General features: G+C 58.7%; 16 protein-coding genes. 10 read left to right on the forward strand and 6 right to left on the reverse strand.

Annotated elements, in window-relative coordinates; genetic code table 11:
- Positions 1-79 precede the first annotated feature (79 nt).
- Complete coding sequence (locus KDX30_RS18175) at positions 80-916, forward strand: transporter substrate-binding domain-containing protein (protein ID WP_122394657.1); 837 nt, start codon at positions 80-82, stop codon at positions 914-916.
- 688 nt (positions 917-1,604) lie between these two features.
- Here KDX30_RS18175 and KDX30_RS18180 read toward each other — a convergent pair.
- Positions 1,605-3,032 carry an MmgE/PrpD family protein gene (locus tag KDX30_RS18180; RefSeq protein WP_231677125.1) on the reverse strand — a complete coding sequence of 476 codons (1,428 nt, stop codon included), beginning with the start codon at positions 3,030-3,032 and terminating at the stop codon, positions 1,605-1,607.
- 201 nt (positions 3,033-3,233) lie between these two features.
- Between KDX30_RS18180 and KDX30_RS18185 the strand changes: the two genes are divergently transcribed.
- Genes KDX30_RS18185 through KDX30_RS18200 form a run of 4 tightly spaced genes read left to right on the forward strand, consistent with a single transcriptional unit; the run spans position 3,234 to position 6,273 of the window.
- A complete protein-coding gene (locus tag KDX30_RS18185) occupies positions 3,234-3,896 on the forward strand; it encodes an amino acid ABC transporter permease (protein WP_206197252.1) in 663 nt (220 codons plus the stop codon).
- Between the two features lies 1 nt (position 3,897).
- Positions 3,898-4,560, forward strand: a complete 663-nt coding sequence (locus KDX30_RS18190; protein WP_122704036.1) for an amino acid ABC transporter permease — start codon at positions 3,898-3,900, stop codon at positions 4,558-4,560.
- 16 nt (positions 4,561-4,576) lie between these two features.
- Positions 4,577-5,347 carry an amino acid ABC transporter ATP-binding protein gene (locus tag KDX30_RS18195; protein WP_122397735.1) on the forward strand — a complete coding sequence of 257 codons (771 nt, stop codon included), beginning with the start codon at positions 4,577-4,579 and terminating at the stop codon, positions 5,345-5,347.
- A gap of 14 nt (positions 5,348-5,361) precedes the next feature.
- On the forward strand, positions 5,362-6,273 hold the full coding sequence (locus KDX30_RS18200; RefSeq protein WP_231677126.1) for an aminotransferase class IV: 912 nt from the start codon (positions 5,362-5,364) through the stop codon (positions 6,271-6,273).
- A 151-nt stretch (positions 6,274-6,424) separates the two neighbouring features.
- Here the strand turns inward: KDX30_RS18200 and KDX30_RS18205 are convergent, their stop codons facing one another.
- From KDX30_RS18205 to KDX30_RS18225, 5 genes are all read right to left on the reverse strand, one after another.
- Positions 6,425-7,246, reverse strand: coding sequence for a class I SAM-dependent methyltransferase (locus KDX30_RS18205; protein WP_231677127.1), 822 nt, complete (start codon positions 7,244-7,246; stop codon positions 6,425-6,427).
- Between the two features lie 201 nt (positions 7,247-7,447).
- A complete protein-coding gene (locus KDX30_RS18210; RefSeq protein WP_231677128.1) occupies positions 7,448-9,088 on the reverse strand; it encodes a dipeptide ABC transporter ATP-binding protein in 1,641 nt (546 codons plus the stop codon).
- Positions 9,085-10,002 carry an ABC transporter permease gene (locus KDX30_RS18215; protein WP_231677129.1) on the reverse strand — a complete coding sequence of 306 codons (918 nt, stop codon included), beginning with the start codon at positions 10,000-10,002 and terminating at the stop codon, positions 9,085-9,087. The genes KDX30_RS18210 and KDX30_RS18215 overlap by 4 nt, the downstream gene beginning before the upstream one ends.
- A 4-nt stretch (positions 10,003-10,006) precedes the next feature.
- Complete coding sequence (locus KDX30_RS18220) at positions 10,007-10,957, reverse strand: ABC transporter permease (RefSeq protein WP_095102106.1); 951 nt, start codon at positions 10,955-10,957, stop codon at positions 10,007-10,009.
- Complete coding sequence (locus KDX30_RS18225; protein WP_231677130.1) at positions 10,954-12,585, reverse strand: ABC transporter substrate-binding protein; 1,632 nt, start codon at positions 12,583-12,585, stop codon at positions 10,954-10,956. Before KDX30_RS18225 ends, KDX30_RS18220 begins: the two co-directional genes overlap by 4 nt.
- Before the next feature lie 787 nt (positions 12,586-13,372).
- Here KDX30_RS18225 and KDX30_RS18230 point away from each other — a divergent pair.
- The 5 genes from KDX30_RS18230 (at position 13,373) to KDX30_RS18250 (ending at position 17,177) form a co-directional block, all read left to right on the forward strand.
- Positions 13,373-13,687: an antibiotic biosynthesis monooxygenase family protein gene (locus KDX30_RS18230; protein WP_231677131.1), complete on the forward strand. Its 315-nt coding sequence runs from the start codon at positions 13,373-13,375 to the stop codon at positions 13,685-13,687.
- A gap of 80 nt (positions 13,688-13,767) precedes the next feature.
- A complete protein-coding gene (locus KDX30_RS18235) occupies positions 13,768-14,661 on the forward strand; it encodes a LysR family transcriptional regulator (RefSeq protein ID WP_122704076.1) in 894 nt (297 codons plus the stop codon).
- 139 nt (positions 14,662-14,800) lie between these two features.
- Complete coding sequence (locus tag KDX30_RS18240; RefSeq protein ID WP_231677132.1) at positions 14,801-15,580, forward strand: carboxymuconolactone decarboxylase family protein; 780 nt, start codon at positions 14,801-14,803, stop codon at positions 15,578-15,580.
- Positions 15,581-15,635: 55 nt separating this feature from the next.
- Positions 15,636-16,109, forward strand: a complete 474-nt coding sequence (locus KDX30_RS18245; protein ID WP_231677133.1) for a (R)-mandelonitrile lyase — start codon at positions 15,636-15,638, stop codon at positions 16,107-16,109.
- 99 nt (positions 16,110-16,208) lie between these two features.
- A complete protein-coding gene (locus KDX30_RS18250) occupies positions 16,209-17,177 on the forward strand; it encodes an XdhC family protein (protein ID WP_231677134.1) in 969 nt (322 codons plus the stop codon).
- The last annotated feature ends 511 nt before the right edge of the window (positions 17,178-17,688 follow it).

Here is a 17,688-nt window from a genome sequence, read left to right on the forward strand (position 1 = left end):
TAATTCTTTTGAATGCGCTGTGCGAATTGCCATCATTCGTCCCCCCACACGGGTCAACAACGTCAACAGGATCACCTCGATGAAGTCTCTAGGTTTCTACGCGCGAGTCATTGCCGCTGCGCTGCTGTCCACTGTTTCCATCGCTCAGGCAGCCGAATCGGCCTCGACCTGGAAACAGATCCATGATTCAGGCGAACTACGGATTGGTGTCGCTCAGGGGGAGCCCTGGTTTTTCAAGGATCCTGCCACCGAAGAGTGGAACGGCATCGGCTACAACGTGGGCAAGGACATCGCCAAGGAACTGGGCGTCAAACTGGTTACGGTCGAAACTACGTGGGGTAATTCGGTCGCTGCACTGCAATCCGGTCAGATTGACCTGATGCTGGTGCTGGACCCGACTGAAGAACGTCGCAAGGCTGTGGATTTTCCCGAGCAGCCATTCTTCTGGTATGCCCAAGGCGTATTGCTGCGTGACGGCCTGACCGCGACCACCTGGGAAGACCTGGACCGTGACGACGTGCGTATTGGCGTCACCCAAGGCAGCAGTCCGGACTTGATCCTCAGCAAGACCTTCAAAAAGGCCCATCTGGAGCGCTACACCAACATGGACGAAGGCGTTGCCGCGTTCTATGCAGGACGTGTCGACGGCCTATCTTACTTCCACCCGGCGCTGGCTCTGCAACAAGCCAAGGTACGTAAAGGGACGTTGATCCTGCCAACGCCTATCGTCGCGGTGAGCACCAGTGGCGCTGTGCGTTACGAGGATGACAAGACCTTCCGGGATTTCGTCGGCAAGGAATTCGCCAAACTCTATGAAAGCGGAACCACCCAGAAGTACTACGAAGACGCTCTGCGCTTGCGCGGCGTAGACCCTAGCAAAGTACCGCCGGTGATCAAGGAACAGTGGGCGAAGTAACTCGACACCTGTGAACGAGCTGTAGGAGCTGCCGAAGGCTGCGATAGCGGTGTTTCTGACACAGCTCTGATCGGCTCTGTGGGAGCTGGGCTTGCCCGCGATACAGACACCGCGGTTTGTCAGGCAGATTACCTGAACCTTATCGCGGGCAAGCCCGGCTCCCACAGGGTTTTGAATTGTTCACGACCCGCCGCCTGCGCGGCGTAGACCCAATCAAAGTACCGCCGGTGATCAAGGAACAGTGGGCGAAGTAACTCGACACCTGTGAACGAGCTGTAGGAGCTGCCGAAGGCTGAGATAGCGGTGTTTCTGACACAGCTCTGATCGGCTCTGTGGGAGCTGGGCTTGCCCGCGATACAGACACCGCGGTTTGTCAGGTAGATTACCTGAACCTTATCGCGGGCAAGCCCGGCTCCCACAGGGTTCTGAATTGTTCACGACCCGCCGCCTGCGCGGCGTAGACCCAAGCAAAGTACCGCCAGTGATCAAGGAGCAGTGGGCGAAGTAACTCGACACCTGTGAACGAGCTGTAGGAGCTGCCGAAGGCTGCGATAGCGGTGTTTCTGACACAGCTCTGATCGGCTCTGTGGGAGCTGGGCTTGCCCGCGATACAGACACCGCAGTTTGTCAGGCAGATTACCTGAACCTTATCGCGGGCAAGCCCGGCTCCCACAGGGTTCTGAGTTGTTCACGACCCGCCGGCGCCCGAGTGGGGTGAATCAGGTCCAGACAACCCCTCCAGCAATACCGCCACATCCTCGCACTCTTCAATTGCAAACAACCCCGCCAGTATCAATTCGACGTTATGAGCAGCTCCGCCCAATGGCGCGTACTGGCGGAATTTGTCTGCCACCTGTTCGTGGCTCAATGGCCTTTCGCGGCAACCCAGCGGATAGTCCAGTCGTAGGCCGGTAATCAGTTCTTCACCCAGTCGTACCTGCACTTGCCCGGCGGGGCGGCGGGTATCGGCCATCAGCGCGTTCAGTTCCGGGTCGACCTCGGCAACCACCCGGTCCGCCAACGCCTGAATCTGCGGATCATTCAAGGTGCGAGCTGTATGCCAATCCTGTTTCGCGATGCCCAGCGCAAGACACGCCATTGTATGAGGCAGGCTGAATTGAGCGTCCACCTCGTTGGCGGGACGTTTGTCCATGAAGTCGCGGGCCTGGGTGGTGCCGGTCAGCACGCGGATCTCGCTGATGGCCGAGGCGTGGAAGGAATGGCTCGATTGCAATTGCTCGAACGACTCCAGCGCCGTGTGTATCCAGCGGCAGGCGGGGTAGTGCTTGAGGCTGGCGTTGGCTGCAAGCCATTCGCTGCCCAGGTCGGCGATTAGTTGGTTTGGATCAAACCGATCGGAGCCGAGCATGCGCCACAAGCCCTGATCACCATCCAGCACCGATTGAGCGCCTACCCACTGATGCTGTTGCAGGCGCACCGCGCGGACCCCGGCCTCGGCGGCTGGTGCGGTGAAGTCCTTGAATGACACCAATGGGCGGGATTCCCAGTTGTATTTACGCAGGCTCGGCAGTGGCGTCAGCGTGCCCGCCAGACCCAGGGCATTTTCCAGACTTGCCGGTTCCAGCTGCATCAGCTTGCCAAACGCAACCGCAGCACCCAATGCCTGATGCTGGCAAACGCCGTACACCTGACGAAAGCGTTCAATGCTTGGCTGCACAGCGATGATTACCCGAGCGTTGATCTCGTAAGCGGCGATCAGCGCTTCCAGCAGTTCAACGCCAGAGGTTTTGCGCAGCCAGATACCACTGAGTGCCGAAGCTACCAGACTTGCACCCGGATGGCCCATGCCGCGGCCATCCACCTCAAAGCCGTCATCATGGTCCAGCGCATTGATTGCCATGCCGTTGTACAGCGCAGCGCCCACCGGTGCCAGACGCACGGAGGTGCCCAACAGCGCGCAGGGGCCCGCAGCGTATTCTTCGATGCAATGCTGCTGGAATCTGACTGCCAGTTCGCTGCGCGTTGAGGCAAGACCGCAGGCGAGGGCGTCGATCAGGTGCAGTTTGATCTGCTCACGCACCACGTCGGGCACGTGCGTCAACTTCAGGTCTGCAGCGAATCGCGCGAGGGTGTGGGTCAGTGAATCGCTGCTCATGGCGGTGCCCGTGTGAAAACATCAAAGGCTACTGCTTACGCAATCGAATGGCATATGGATTGCTAGAACAAAAACGAATATGCAAATGCATATCAGGTATTTATCGCTATTTGTGTCCAGCTATTACCATGCGCGGCCTTTGTCTGGCGAAGGCAATGCTGAGCGGCCTCAGAGGGGAACACCCCAGGAGAGAAACAACGAGTGTATACCTGGAATTTTTCTGCGATATGGCCCTATAGCGGCTTGCTGTTCGAAGGCCTGTTGGGCACGTTGCGTATCGCGCTGGTCTCACTGTTTTTCGGTGTCCTGCTGGGTGCTTTGATGGCGGTGTTGCGCATGTCATCGCGGGCCGTGCTGCGTTACCCGGCGATGGCCTTTATCGGTTTCTACCGCAATACCCCGGCCATCGTGCATTTCTTCTGGTTTTTCTACGCGTTGCCGGTACTGGCACCGGTCAGTCTGTCGCCGTTTACGGCTGCCGTACTGGCGCTGTCGATCCAGTCCAGCGCCTTTTACGCCGAAGTGTTGCGCGGCGGCATTGCGTCCATGGAACGTGGCCAGTGGGAGGGCGCCAAGGCATTGGGCATGACCCAGGCCAGAGTGCTGCGCAGGATCATCCTGCCGCAAGCACTGCGCCGCATGCTCGCACCCTTTCTGGAACGCAGTTTCGAGCTGGTCAAAACCACGGCGCTGGCGTCGTCGCTGGCGTATGCCGAACTCCTGTATCAGGCCATGCAGATCAATACTCAGACGTTCAGGCCACTGGAGGTCTATAGCGTGATTGCCGTGATGTATTTCAGTGTGCTGTTTGCGGCGAGTCTGGCCAGCCAGCGTCTTGAACGTCACCTGGCGAGGAGCGCTTGAGATGGATTACACCTGGGATTTCCAGATCGTCATCGACAACTTGCCAGTGCTGCTGCGCGGGCTGAAAGTCACCCTGCAATTGTTTGTGATCGCCGCGCTGGTTGGCGTGCCAGTCGGGCTGATGCTGGGCGTCGCGCGTTTGTCGCCCAAACGGCGCGTGACCTTGCCTGCCGTTGCCTTTATTGAAGTGTTCCGCAACACGCCGGTGCTGATTCAGCTGATCTGGATCTACTACGCCTTTCCGGTACTGCTGGGCGTGCGCTTCACGCCATTCTTCGCGGCGGCGCTGGCGCTGAGCTTGTACACCGCGGCCTACTGCGCGGAAATTTTTCGTGCCGGTCTTCAGTCGGTAGTCCGCGGTCAGTGGGAGGGCGCCAAAGCGCTAGGCATGAGCCGTGCCCGTGCGTTACGGCGGATCATCTTGCCGCAGGCCTGCCAGCGCATGCTTCCCGCACTGACCAATCGCATGATTGAACTGGTCAAGGTGACGTCACTGGCCTCGACCCTGGCAGTGACCGAAGTGATGTATCAGGGGCGCTTGCTCAGCTCCAGCTACTATCGACCGCTGGAAATTCTGACGGTGGTTGCGCTGCTGTATTTCTGCCTGATCTGGCCGTTCAGCTTCCTCGCTGCGCGCCTTGAACGCCGTCTGGCGCTTCGCTGATTTGTTGAGAATTGTCATGACCGAACAACCGTTGTTCCGTATTCGCCAGTTGCACAAGAATTTCGATCAACCAGTGCTAAAAGGGATTGATCTGGACGTCCGTCGCGGTGAACGCATCGCAATCATCGGTGGCAGCGGATCGGGCAAAAGCACCTTGTTGCGCTGCCTGAATTTCATGGAAATGCCCACCAGCGGCGAGATCGAACTCAATGGTGTGCTGCTGGGGGAGGAGCGTGGCGGTGAGCGCTCCTATCAAGAGCGTCAACTGCGCGAAGTGCGCGAACGGGTCGGCATGGTCTTTCAGCAGTTCAACCTGTTCCCGCACATGAGCGTGCTGGAAAATGTCATGGAAGGGCTGATCTCGGTGAAAAAGATCCCGCAGGCCGAAGCGCGTGAACGTGCGTTGGCGCAGCTGGAAAAAGTCGGTCTGGCCGACCGCCGCGATACCTACCCGGGGCGTTTGTCAGGCGGTCAGCAACAGCGCGTGGCGATTGCTCGTGCGTTGGTCATGGAACCTGAGGTCTTGCTGTTTGACGAGCCGACGTCTTCGCTTGACCCCGAATTGGTCGGCGAAGTCCTGCGGGTGATTCGCCAACTGGCTGACGAAGGTCGCACCTTGTTGCTGGTGACTCACGAACTGGGCTTCGCTTACCACTTTGCCGAGCGGGTACTGTTTCTCGAAAATGGCGTCATCCATGAGCAGGGCACGCCTGATCAAGTGCTGAAGAACCCGCAGCAACCCCGTACCCAGGAATTCCTCGCCCGCTTTGCCGAGCGTTCTTTTTAAGACCGGAGACCCCCATGCTTTCAACCACCAGCAGTCAGGCGTATGCACCAGACCCGCGCAATGCGGACGTCAAGGTCTACCTCAACGGTGAGTTCGTTCATCGCGATGCCGCCAAGGTATCGATCTTCGACGCCGGTTTTGTCTGCGGCGATGGCGTCTGGGAAGGACTGCGACTGGTGCAAGGCCGTCTGGTTGCCCTGCAGGCGCATCTGGACCGGTTGTTCGAAGGTGCGTTGAGTATCGATCTCGATATCGGCCTGACCCGTGCCGAAGTCGAAAAAGTGCTCTGGGATACCTTGGCTATCAATGGCATGACTGATGGTGCGCACTTGCGCCTGATGATTACCCGTGGGCGCAAAAGCACGCCCAATCAGGATCCGCGCTTCATCATTGGCAAGGCGACTGTGGTGTGTGTGGCTGAGTACAAAGTGGTCGACCTGGAAGCCAAGGCCCGGGGCATTTCGCTGTTCACCTCGACCTACCGGTGCAGCACGCCGGACGTGTTTGATTTGCGGCTCAACTCCCACAGCCGTCTGAACCTGATCCAGGCTTTGCTGCAAGCGTTGCACGCGGGTGCCGATGAGGCCTTGATGCTCGACAGCCGGGGCTTCGTCGCCAGCTGCAACTCCACCAACTTCTTTATCGTGCGCAAAGGTGAACTGTGGACGTCATCGGCGCATTGCTGCTTCAACGGCATTACCCGCCAGACCCTGGTCAGTCTGGCGCGTGAAAACGGTATCAAGGTTCACGAAGGCGAATTCACGCTGGCTCAGGTCTACAGCGCCGATGAGGCGTTCGTCACCGGCACGCTCGCGGGCATCACGCCGGTGAAAGTGGTGGATGGCCGGCCGATTGGTTCGGGCGAACGCACGGTGAGTGAGCGGTTGAATGCGCTTTATCAGCAGCACATCAGCCAGCCTGTGTAGCTCTTGGATGGAAACGCTGACCTGTGGGAGCTGGGCTTGCCCGCGATAAGGCTGGACGCGATTCGCGTTAGATCGCGTCCAGCCTTATCGCGGGCAAGCCCAGCTCCCACACAGACTGCACAGGTCTGCATTCCAGGTCATAAGCTGTGCCCTAATTACCCACCGGCTTCACAAACCGCAACGTGAACCGGTCTGATTCGCCAATCGCTGCATATTTGGCCCGGTCCTGATCGCCCGTTTTGTACGACGGCGGTAAGGTCCAGACGCCTGCGGAGTAATCCTTGGTGTCTTTCGGGTTGGCGTTGACTTCGCTTTGCGCTTCCAGCTTGAAGCCCGCATCCGTGGCCAGTTTCACCACGTAATCAGTAGGCAGATAGCCGCTGGCTTTGATGCTGCTGACATCCGCTCCGTCTTTGGCCCTGTGATCCACCACGCCCAGCACGCCCCCGGGTTTGAGTACCTTGAAAAACGCGGCGAACATCTGCGGCGCGTCATCGGCCAGAACCCAGTTGTGTACGTTGCGGAAGGTCAGTACGCGGTCGGCAGAGCCGGGTTTGCCGAATACCGGTGCCTGCGGGTCGAACTCGATGGTTTCTGCTTTGCCATAGCGAGCTGGGTCCGCCTTGAGTTTTTGCTTCAGGCCATCGGCGGCTTTCTTGTAATAGTCGCCAGAGGAGGGGGCCTGAACCGCTGCGATGTAACGGCCATGGTCCTTGAGCAAGGGCGCGAGAATTTCGCTGTACCAGCCACCCCCCGGGGTGATCTCGATTACCGTCTGCTGAGCCTGCAGACCGAAGAACTTCAATGTCTCCTCAGGATGCCGATACCTGTCGCGAGCGCTGTTCTCTTTGGCGCGCCATGAGCCTTCAAGCACTTTCCGGTACTGCGCATCGGTGATGTCCGTTGTCGCAGCCTGGCTGAGGGCTGGTGCGAGAAGCGAGGCGAGGGTCAAAGCCAGAAGGGTGCGGGTCATGATTGTCCTTGTGGGATGTGTACCAACATCGAGCTGTAAACACAGTACCTGTAGGAGTGAGCTTGCTCGCGATTCGGTCTATCAGTCGATGAATATATTGCCTGTGCTGACGCTATCGCGAGCAAGCTCACTCCTACAGAAGAGCATTCCAAATCATGTGGTTATATTTTGTTTGATGAGCGCTGCCGAATGGATTTCAATTCAATACTGCGCTGCCACCTCAAGCCGTCGCCCCGGTATCGCATCAATCAGCTCTCGGGTGTACGCCGCTTCCGGCTGGTGGAAAATTTCATTGGCAGCGCCTTGTTCGACGGTCTTGCCCTGGCGTAATACCAGCACCTGATGAGCCACGCTGGCGACCACCGCGAGGTCGTGAGACACCAGCACATAGGCGATGCCCAGTTCGCGTTGCAATTCCACCAGCAGATCAAGAATCTGCGCCTGTACCGACACGTCGAGGGCCGAGACCGGTTCATCGAGCAGCAGCAAGTCCGGTTGCAACGCCAGTGCGCGGGCGATGGCGACTCGCTGTCGCTGGCCACCGGAAAGCTCCCGCGGCAAACGGTCGAGATAAGCCACCGGCAGATGCACCCGCTCGATCAGCTTGCGCGCCGCCTGTTCCAGGTCCCGGCCTTTGAGCAACCCGAACGACACCAGCGGTTCAATGATGCTCTCGAACAAGGTGAAACGCGGATCGAGGGCGGCGAACGGGTTTTGCTGGACCAGTTGCATGCGGCGCCGCAGCGGGCGAAAGTCACGCCAACCCAGGTGAGTAATGTCCTGATCTTCGAACAACACGCGGCCTTGAGTCGGTTTTTCCAGCCCTAACGCAATGCGCAACGCGGTGCTTTTACCCGAGCCGGACTCGCCCACAATGGCCAGCGTTTGCCCCGGATAGACCTTGAAATTGACGTCTTCAAGGGCCTGGAATTCAGCGTTTTCGCCCTTCACATAGGGCAACCGAAACGACTTGCCGACATTCTCCAGCGTCAGAATCGGCGCTGCACCCTTCGCCAGAGTGCGAGGTGCAACGGGCGTCTTGCGCTGGCCGAAAGCGGGCGCGGCGGCTATCAATGCCTGGGTGTAGGAGTGACTCGGGCTTATGAGAATCTGCTGCGGCGGACCTTGTTCGACCAGTTCACCGCTTTTCATCACCAATACCCGATCCGCGCGATCCGCAGCCACGCCCAGATCGTGGGTGATGATCAGCAGCGAAATACCGCGCTCGGCCACCAGCCGTTGCAGGTGGTCAAGAATCTTGCGTTGCACCGTCACGTCCAGCGCGCTGGTGGGTTCGTCGGCGATGATCAGCCGAGGATTTCCCGCCAGAGCAATCGCAATCAGCACCCGTTGGCGCATGCCACCCGACAGTTCGTGGGGATATTGCCGGGCGCGCAGCAGTGGTTTGTCCAGACCCACCTGTTGCAGCAACTCCAGCACATCAGCGTCCACGGCAGCATAACGACGGCCGTGGGCCTGAATTAGCGCCTCGCCGATTTGCTTGCCTATGCGCAGCGTGGGATTCAAACCGACCATGGGGTCCTGCGGCACCAAACCGATGGTGCTGCCACGAAGCTGGCGCTTCTGCCGTTCAGAGGCGTGGGTCAGGTCCGTGCCGTCGACCCACAGTTCGCCGCCGGTCAATATGGCGTTGTCCGGTAATAGCCCAAGAATGGCGTTGGCCATGGTGGACTTGCCGGAACCGGACTCACCGACAATGGCCAGGGTTTCCCCTTTGGCGACCTGAAAGGAAACGCCGCGCACAGCCTGATTGACCTGCCCGCCAAAACGGTAAGCAACGGCCAGTTGGCGCACGTCGATCAATGCATCCGTGATGCTCATCGTTGAGTCTCCTCAAGGGTGCGGGCGATGTGGTTGAAGCTGAATACGACGGCGACGACGAACAGCCCCGGCAACAACGACACCCACGGCGCGGTCATCAGGAAGTGACGACCGTTGGCGATCAGCGTGCCCCATTCAGCGGCAGGCGGCTCCGCGCCAAAACCGAGAAAGCTCAGGCCCGCAGTCGCGAGAATCGCCGCGCCGAAATCCAGTGTTGCCAGTACTGCAACCGGGCCCCAGGCGTTGGGCAGGATGTGGCGCAGCAAGGTCCGGGTCCAGCTGGCGCCGCCCAGACGCGCCGCTTCAACGTAGGGCAGGGTTTTGATGCGCAGCACTTCGGCTCGCGTGGTGCGGGCGAAACCGGGGATGATCCCTACGCCCACGGCGATGGCCACCGGGATGGTGCCGAAGCCGATCGCGGTAACGATAGCCAGCGCGAGCAGCAGGCCTGGCAGTGCCAGCAGTACATCAATGAAACGCATGATCGCGGCATCGATGCGCCCGCCAGCGAAACCGGAGACGATGCCCAGGCTCAAGCCACCCGCCAGCGCGATGCCCACGGCCAGCAATGCTGCCTGTACCGAGAGGCCCGATCCGTAAACCACGCGGGTGTAGAGGTCTCGGCCGAGTTCATCGGTGCCGAACCAATGCACGCCATTGGGTGGAGTGAGTTTGTCGACGGGGGAGGTGGCGTAAGGCGCAAAGTCGGTGAGCAGGTTAGGCGCCACGGCGGACAACAACGCAAAGGCGATGATTGCCACCGCCAGCACGAAGCCTGGTCGGCGCAACAGCGGTTGGGTGGCCTCCAATGCCCGGCTGAAACGACTGCGACGTCGCCACAGCGCGGGCGGTGCCGGATCCGTTTTGGTGAAGCTGCGGGCCAGACGTTCAAGGCGATTATCAAAAATAGTCATGGCGTCAGGAGACCTTTGGTGTGTGGGCGATACGTGGGTCGAGGGCGGGGTAGAGCAGGTCAACGATCAGATTGATCAGAACAAAGGCCGCCGCCGAAACTGCGACGATTGCCAGTACCACGGGGATGTCCTGGCGTAATACGGCTTCTTGCGCGAGGCGACCGACTCCAGAACGGGCAAAGATCGTCTCGACCAGTACGGCTCCGGAGACGGTATTGCCCACTTGCAGACCGATCAGGGTCAGCAACGGCAGGGCTGCATTCTTGAACGCATGCCGGGCCTGAACCTGGGCACGGCTCAGGCCTTTGGCATAGGCGGTAATGATGTAGGGTTCTTTCCAGACACCTTGGAAGCCGCGTTGCAACACTTGGGCATAAACCGCAGCGCTGGGAATCGCCAGAGTGACGGCGGGCAGGATCAGGCTGGAGAAACCCTGATTGCCGGTGGCCGGAAACCAGCCCAGGGTAAAGGCAAATAACTGAATCAGCAGCAGCCCCATCCAGAACACTGGCACCGAAAAGCCCAGCGAGGGCAATCGGGCCAGTGCGACCTTGAGCGGCTGCCAGCGTACATAAGCGGTGAGGTAGGCCAGACCGATGCCGCCAATCAATGAAAATACGATGGCCAGACCGGCCAGCGCCAGGGTCTGCGGCAAGCGCTCGACGAGCAATTCTGCCACAGGGCGGTTGAGGGTCAGCGAGCTGCCGAAATCACCCTGCACCGCGCCCCACAGCAAGTGAAAGTACTGCTGGAAAATCCCGCCATCCAGACCGTAATAGGCTTGTGCCTTGGCGATTTCTTCAGGCGACAGCGCGTCGATTTCGACACCCGACGCACTGAGCATGATCGACAGCGTGTCACCCGGCAGTAAATACAGGATGAAGTACGTCACGCTGTACGCACCCCACAATACCAGCAGCGCCTGGCCAATCCGGCCGATCACATAGCGGCTCATGGCGCTGCAATCTCGATGTCGTTGAGCAGGGCGAAGCCTTCTGCAGTCCAGTAGAAGTTATGGACTTTCTTGGCGGTCGCGGCCTGCCAGACGCGCTCGTAGATCGGGAATGCCGAGCCTTCTTCAATCAACAGATCCTGCAGATCGCCGTAAGCCTTGGCGCGCTGTTCGGCCTGTGTGGCAGTCAGGCCCGCATCAAACAGTTCCAGTGCCTTGGGCAGGGTTTCCGGTGCATACAGGTTGGTGGCCAGGGTCGAGCTGTTGGCCGAGCGCGGATCAATAATGGTTTGCAGAATGATCGGGTCGGCACGGGTCATGTAGGTAGAGGTCAGGTCATAGTTGCCCGAGGCGTTGGCGGCCGCCCATTCAGCGGTGGTCAGCACATTGAGCTTGAGTTCGATGCCTATCTTGCGCAGTTGGTCCTGAATCAGCACATCGCCTGCGGTTTCCGCTGGCGACAAGTTGTAGACCAGCTTGAGTCGTTTGCCGTCCTTGCTGCGATAGCCGTCCTGACCTTTTTGCCAGCCTGCGTCATCCAGCAGTTTTTCCGCGCCTTGCGGGTCATAGCTGAGCGTGTCGGCCTTGTTCTTGTAGTACGGCGTGGTGACGTCATAGATGCTGGTCACCACCGGGAACTGCGGGTTGTACACGGTCGCGGCATAGGTCTTGCGGTCGATGCCTTTTTGCAGCGCAAGCCGCACATTGCGATCTGCCAGGATGCGCGTGCCACGGGTGTTGGGGTAGAAGTTCAGCGCCGGGCCAGGCAACGAACGGCTCTGAATCGTGGCGCCCTTGGATTTGAACAGGTTCAGATCGACTTCAGAGAAGGGCGCGCGAGGCCAGAGAATATCCACCTGGCCTTGTACGAACTGGCCGTTGCGCACGCTTTCTTCCGGCACGTAGCTGACCTCGACGGTATTGAGGTGCGCTTCGCCTTTGTTCTTCGCATTGGCGGACGGCCAGGCATAGCCCTTGCGCTTGACCAGCTTCAGGCCGCTTTCCGGGGTGTAGCGCTCCAGCACGAACGGCCCGGTGCCAATAATGGCGCCCAGCGAACGTTCCTTGACGCTGAGCTTGTAGGATTCCGGCGCCAGAATCGAAAGGTTGGTGGTTGAGGTGGCTTGCAGGAATCCTGCGTTAGGCGTGGACAACACCAGCTTCACGGTGAAGTCATCGACGACTTCTGCGTGATCGTAGCCCTTCAGATAAGTCGCGCCGAACGTGGTAGGCAGTTGCGCCGCAAAGGCCTTGTTGGAGTCATAGGCGGCTTTCACTGCCTGGGCATCGAAACGCGTGCCATTGCTGAAGGTCACGTCTTTGCGCAGATGGAACGTGTATTCCAGCGCGTTATCACTGACTTCCCAGCTTTCAGCCAGCCAGGGAATGATCTTCCCGTTTTGCGGGTCCTGATCGGTCAACGACTCGGCAACGTTGCGCAAAACTACGCGATGCTCCAGCCAGTAAACCTGGAAGGGATCGAGGCTGACGAGTGTGGTGTTGTCGCGAAAGAAAGCGATCTTCAGGGTCTTGTTGGCTTCCAGATCCTGAGCGGACGGTGAGCAGCCCAGCAGGGTGGCGGCGGTGGCGCAGGCGGCCAGCAGGCGAAATAACGGGAAACGTTTACTCATCGCGCAATCCTCGACCCTTGACCCATGAGACTGTGTATTGCTGCAGTATTGGCGAGGTCGGGTATTACCGAGGAATGTCTCAGGGGCATGGATAGATCCTTTTCACAGCGGGAGTCGGGCGCATGGAAGACTGACAAAAGGCGAAAGTCAGGTTGGTTTTCTAAGAACCTATTCTTATGGTTGTGCGCTGTAAAAGGCTTTTTGATTCTAAGCTAATATGTATTTTATTGATTGATATGTATTTCTATTATGTTATTGGTTTATTTAATGGGGCGGCCTGGCCTTGAGTGGAACCCGTTAACCGCCAAATCTTGCGAGTCAGACGCCCCCTCGACAAGCCGTTGACTCCTTTCCAGCGCGTCGATAGGTCCGTGTCTGCTTCACGAAAGCATGTGTCATTGCAGACGCATTCATTGCAGGATGTATCTCACGAGGGACCAATGGGCCGTTGATTGCTGCCTGTGTCCAGCCAGCAACTCAAGTGACAGTGGCAACGCACTACGCCCAAGCGATAACCCATGATGTTGAATCCGGTTTTATACCGACATGGCGCAAGCTCTTTTCCCGCGAGGGCTGTAGCTTGTTCGCCCCATGGACGACGTCAGTTCTGACTCGCGCAAGACGCCTTCCGGCCAGCTCAAAAACCAACGCCCGAAAGCTTTTCAGGCAGGCCAATTCCGTGATTGATGAATTTCGCTCAGTAGCCTGATTAGATTTGACCCTATATTCATGAGCCCGATGGCTGGTTAAGTTCCTGTCCGCACTCAACGAGCCGCGGGCAAAAATCATGACTATTACAGCCGTCAACACGCTGGAAATCTGGATCAATCAGGAGGCGGACTCACAGCTGGAGCCTTATCTGCAAGCCTGCGTCGCACGTATTCAACACATTCAGGGCTGTCTGGGTTATTCGTTGATTCGTAGCTCCAGTCGGGACGACGTATGGATCATGAGCGGCTACTGGTCCAGCGCGACAGAAATGACTGCGCATTTTTCCAGTGCGCCGATGACCGAGATCGTCAGCGCGTTGATTGAGTCTTGTGCAAACCTGACCTTCGCCAGCTTTACGCCGATGGTGGAACAGCCGATGTCGGAACAGTGAGTCGTGACAATCCCGGATGCTTTAATTGAACGGACTTGCCAGCTTCGGCGCTCCAGATGCCTCAGAAAACGGAACCCCGAATGCAGCAGGAAAACTTCAACGATCTCTTCGCCTTTGCCGCTGTTGCGACCGATCGCAGTTTTACCAAGGCTGCCGCCAGACTGGGTGTCAGCCCTTCGGCCTTGAGCCATACCATCCGCAATCTCGAAGCGCGGCTGGGGTTGCGCTTGCTGACGCGCACTACCCGCAGTGTTTCACCGACCGAGGCCGGTGAGCGGTTGCTGCGCACGCTGAAGCCTCGCTTCGATGAGATCACTTCGGAGTTGGCGATGTTGAGCGATCAACGCGAAACGCCCGCTGGCACCATCCGCATTACGGCCAGTGAGCACGCGGCCATCTCGATCATTGCCCCGGCGTTGCAGAAACTGTTGCCGCAGTACCCGGACATCAATGTCGAGGTCAATATCGATTCCGGCCTGACCAATATCGTCGCCGAGCGCTTCGACATTGGCGTGCGACTGGGCGAACGGGTCGCCAAGGACATGATTGCCGTGCGGATCAGTCCTGATCTGCGCTGGGTCATCGTGGGTTCACCGGATTATTTTCTCAGGCATTCGCGACCTGAAGTCCCGCAGGACCTGGCCAGGCACAACTGCATCAACATTCGTTTTCCGACCCATGGCGAACTGTTTGTCTGGGACTTCGAAAAGGATGGCCGCGAGGTCAAGGTTAGGGTGGAAGGGCAACTGACCTTCAACAGCATTTTCATGCGGCTGGATGCGGCAGTGGCGGGTCTTGGGCTGGCTTATCTGCCGGAAGACCGGGCGGCACCGTTCATTGAAGACGGCCGATTGGTGGCTGTGCTCGACGATTGGTGTCAGCCGTGCGCGGGCTATCACCTGTATTACCCGAACCGGCGTCATGCCTCGCTGGCATTTTCTCTGGTGGTTGATGCGTTGCGCTACCAGCCTTGAAAAGTATTGGTGAATTCCACTCATCGTTGCATGCGGTTATCGCCCATAGTTCTGGTCCTTTCAGTGCTTTAACGTCCAAGGATCATTTACCCGCCGGGGCCAGATCCCGGGCACATTCATCTACTTGAAAGGGCCATGCATGAAGCTGCTAGCAACCGCGTTCGCCACTCTCTTTTTCGCTGCTGCATCCGATGGCAGCGAATCCAGAGCCAGGCCTGATCCGAAGCCTTTGCCTGATGTCCTGGAAGTCACGCCTCAGCTTTATCAATACACCACTGAGTTACTGTTCGGCGAAGTCTGGAAGCGCAAGGAACTGTCGCCTCGTGATCGCAGCCTGATCACCCTGTCTTCACTGGTGGCCGGCGGACAGACCGCCCAGATGACCAGCCACGTGAAACTGGGTCTCGACAACGGTCTCAAGCCCAGTGAAATCAGCGCGTTGATTACTCACCTTGCGTTCTATTCCGGCTGGCCGAACGCGATGTCCGCGGTGGGCGTGGCGAAAAACGTCTTTGACGAGCGGGGCATTCCTGCAGACCAGATCGTGCCACCGGCCACTGAGCCGCTGACTCTCGACCCCGCCAGCGAAGCCAGGCGTAAAGCAGCTGTTGCTGCTGCGACGGCAGATGTAGCCCCGGAGCTCGGGCGCTTCACCGATGAAGTGCTGTTTGCAGACCTGTGGCGACAAACCAGCCTGACGGCGCGGGATCGCAGCCTGGTGACCGTTGCTGCATTGATTACTCAGGGCCAGGCGGCACAGCTGCCGTTCCATCTCAACCGCGCCATGGACAACGGTCTGACCCGCGAACAGGCGGCTGAAGTGGTGACGCATCTGGCGTTTTACACCGGTTGGCCAAAGGCAATGTCGGCAGTGCCGGTGTTGAAAGAGGTCTTTGCACAGCGTGGTGCTCAAGGCTGAGGTTGCGGCGCCCGCATCCACGGTTCAGCGCTTAATACATTCCAGTGAGGTCATCATGAGAACACTTGCAGCTGCTGCTTTATCGCTCTCGCTAGTCGCGTTCGAGTCCCACGCGGAGGCGATGCCGGTGACCGTTACGCCTAACGGATCACAGCCTTCGGTCAAGGGCCCGGCGGACTTTTTTACCGGCGCAGTGCGGATTGATGCGCCGTTCAAGGGCAGTGAGCCTGCCAGGGTAAGTGGTGCGACGGTGACGTTCGAACCGGGTGCCCGCTCTGCCTGGCATACGCATCCGTTGGGGCAAACCCTGATCGTCACCGCGGGAACGGGGCTAGTGCAGGAATCAGGCAAGGCTATTCAGATAATAAAGGCCGGTGACACCGTGTGGATTCCGCCCGGCGTCAAGCATTGGCACGGTGCAGCCGCCAACACCGGCATGACCCATGTCGCCATTGCCGAAGCGTTGGACGGTAAGGTGGTGAACTGGATGGAGCAGGTGAGCGAGAAAGAATACCGGAATATCCGTTGATCCGAAGACCGATCCCCAGTTATCCAGGCCACCTCGGTTCTACTCCGTTGAGGGGTGGCCTTTTTTATTTCAAGCGGCGCAGGGTTGGATGTTTTAACGATGAAGCAGCTTGATTTGCAGGTCATTCAGCAAGCCCGTGACTGGCTCGCGTCCGGCAAGCCGATCTGGCTCTGCACGGTCCTCTCGACCTTCGGTTCTGCACCGCGAGGGCCGGGGGCGATGTTGGTGGCGTTATCGACGGGGGAGCATCGCGGCTCGCTTTCGGGGGGCTGCGTCGAGGATGATTTCCTCGAGCGACTGGCTGCACGGTATTTTCCGCAGGTGAATCAGATCGTGCGCTACGGCGATGGCGGACTGGCACCCAATCTGGCATTGCCGTGTGGCGGCGTACTGGATGTATTGGTCGAGTACCTTGAGCCAGGCGAAGACAGCGAGACACACCTGGCAGCGATAGATCACGCTCTCGCTGGGCGGGAATTGGCAATAAGGGGCGTGCGCCTGCACGGCACTGAACGCGATATTCGCCCGGCGAGCATGGAAGAGGCGCGGGTTTCAGTGTCGGGTGATCAAGTGTTTATCAGAGTCGGGGCCGTGTATCGGCTGATTCTTGCCGGGCTGTCTCCCGTGGCGGAGTTCTGCGCCAGTTTCGCTGTGGCCTTGGGCTACGAAGTGATTCTCTGTGATCCACGTGCTGAGGTCATTGCAGGGTTCGCTATGGCAGGCGTGCAAATCCGCGAGGTGCTGCCGTCGGTGTTCATCGCCGAAGGTGGCTGCCACGCTGCCACAGCGGTGGTTGCACTGACCCACGATCCGCGACTGGACGATCTGACGCTGATGGAGGCCGTGCGAACCGACGCCTTTTACATCGGCGCCATGGGCTCGCGGCGCACCAGTGAAAAACGCATGGAGCGGCTGGTGCGTATTGGTGGTCTGGAAGAGGCGCAGTTGCAGCGTATTCACGCGCCGATCGGCTTGAACCTGGGCAGTAAAACTCCAGCGGAGATCGCTATTGCGGTGATGGCGGATGTGATCAGGGTGGCGAATGGGGTAGGGCGCAGCGAGGTTTGATCACGCAGGGCCATGATCTGACGTATAGGCGTCGATATTTGCCCGCAAGCGCAAAACCTGGTGGGAGCGAATTCATTCGCGAAGAGACGGGTGCATACGCTGCAGATGTACCGCCTGAACTACCGCCTTCGCGAATGAATTCGCTCCCACAGGATTATGTTTTCACCGCCAAACCACTTGAATGCACGGTTGTTAGTGGGAGCGAATTCATTCGCGAAGAGACGGGTGCATACGCTGCAGATGTAACGCCTGAACTACCGCCTTCGCGAATGAATTCGCTCCCACAGGAATGTGTTTTCACCGCCAAAACTCCTGAATACACGGTTGTTCGTGGGAGCGAATTCATTCGCGAAGAGGCGGGTGCATACGCTGCAGATGTACCGCCTGAACTACCGCCTTCGCGAATGAATTCGCTTGTATGGTTAGACTTGAAGGGGTGGTGGGACGAACAGTTCGCATCTGACTGCTGCAACAGTACAGACCGTGGGAGACCTCGCCCCACCCCTTCCAC

It is taken from the genome of Pseudomonas quasicaspiana, assembly GCF_021147825.1.
Lineage (GTDB): Bacteria > Pseudomonadota > Gammaproteobacteria > Pseudomonadales > Pseudomonadaceae > Aquipseudomonas > Aquipseudomonas quasicaspiana.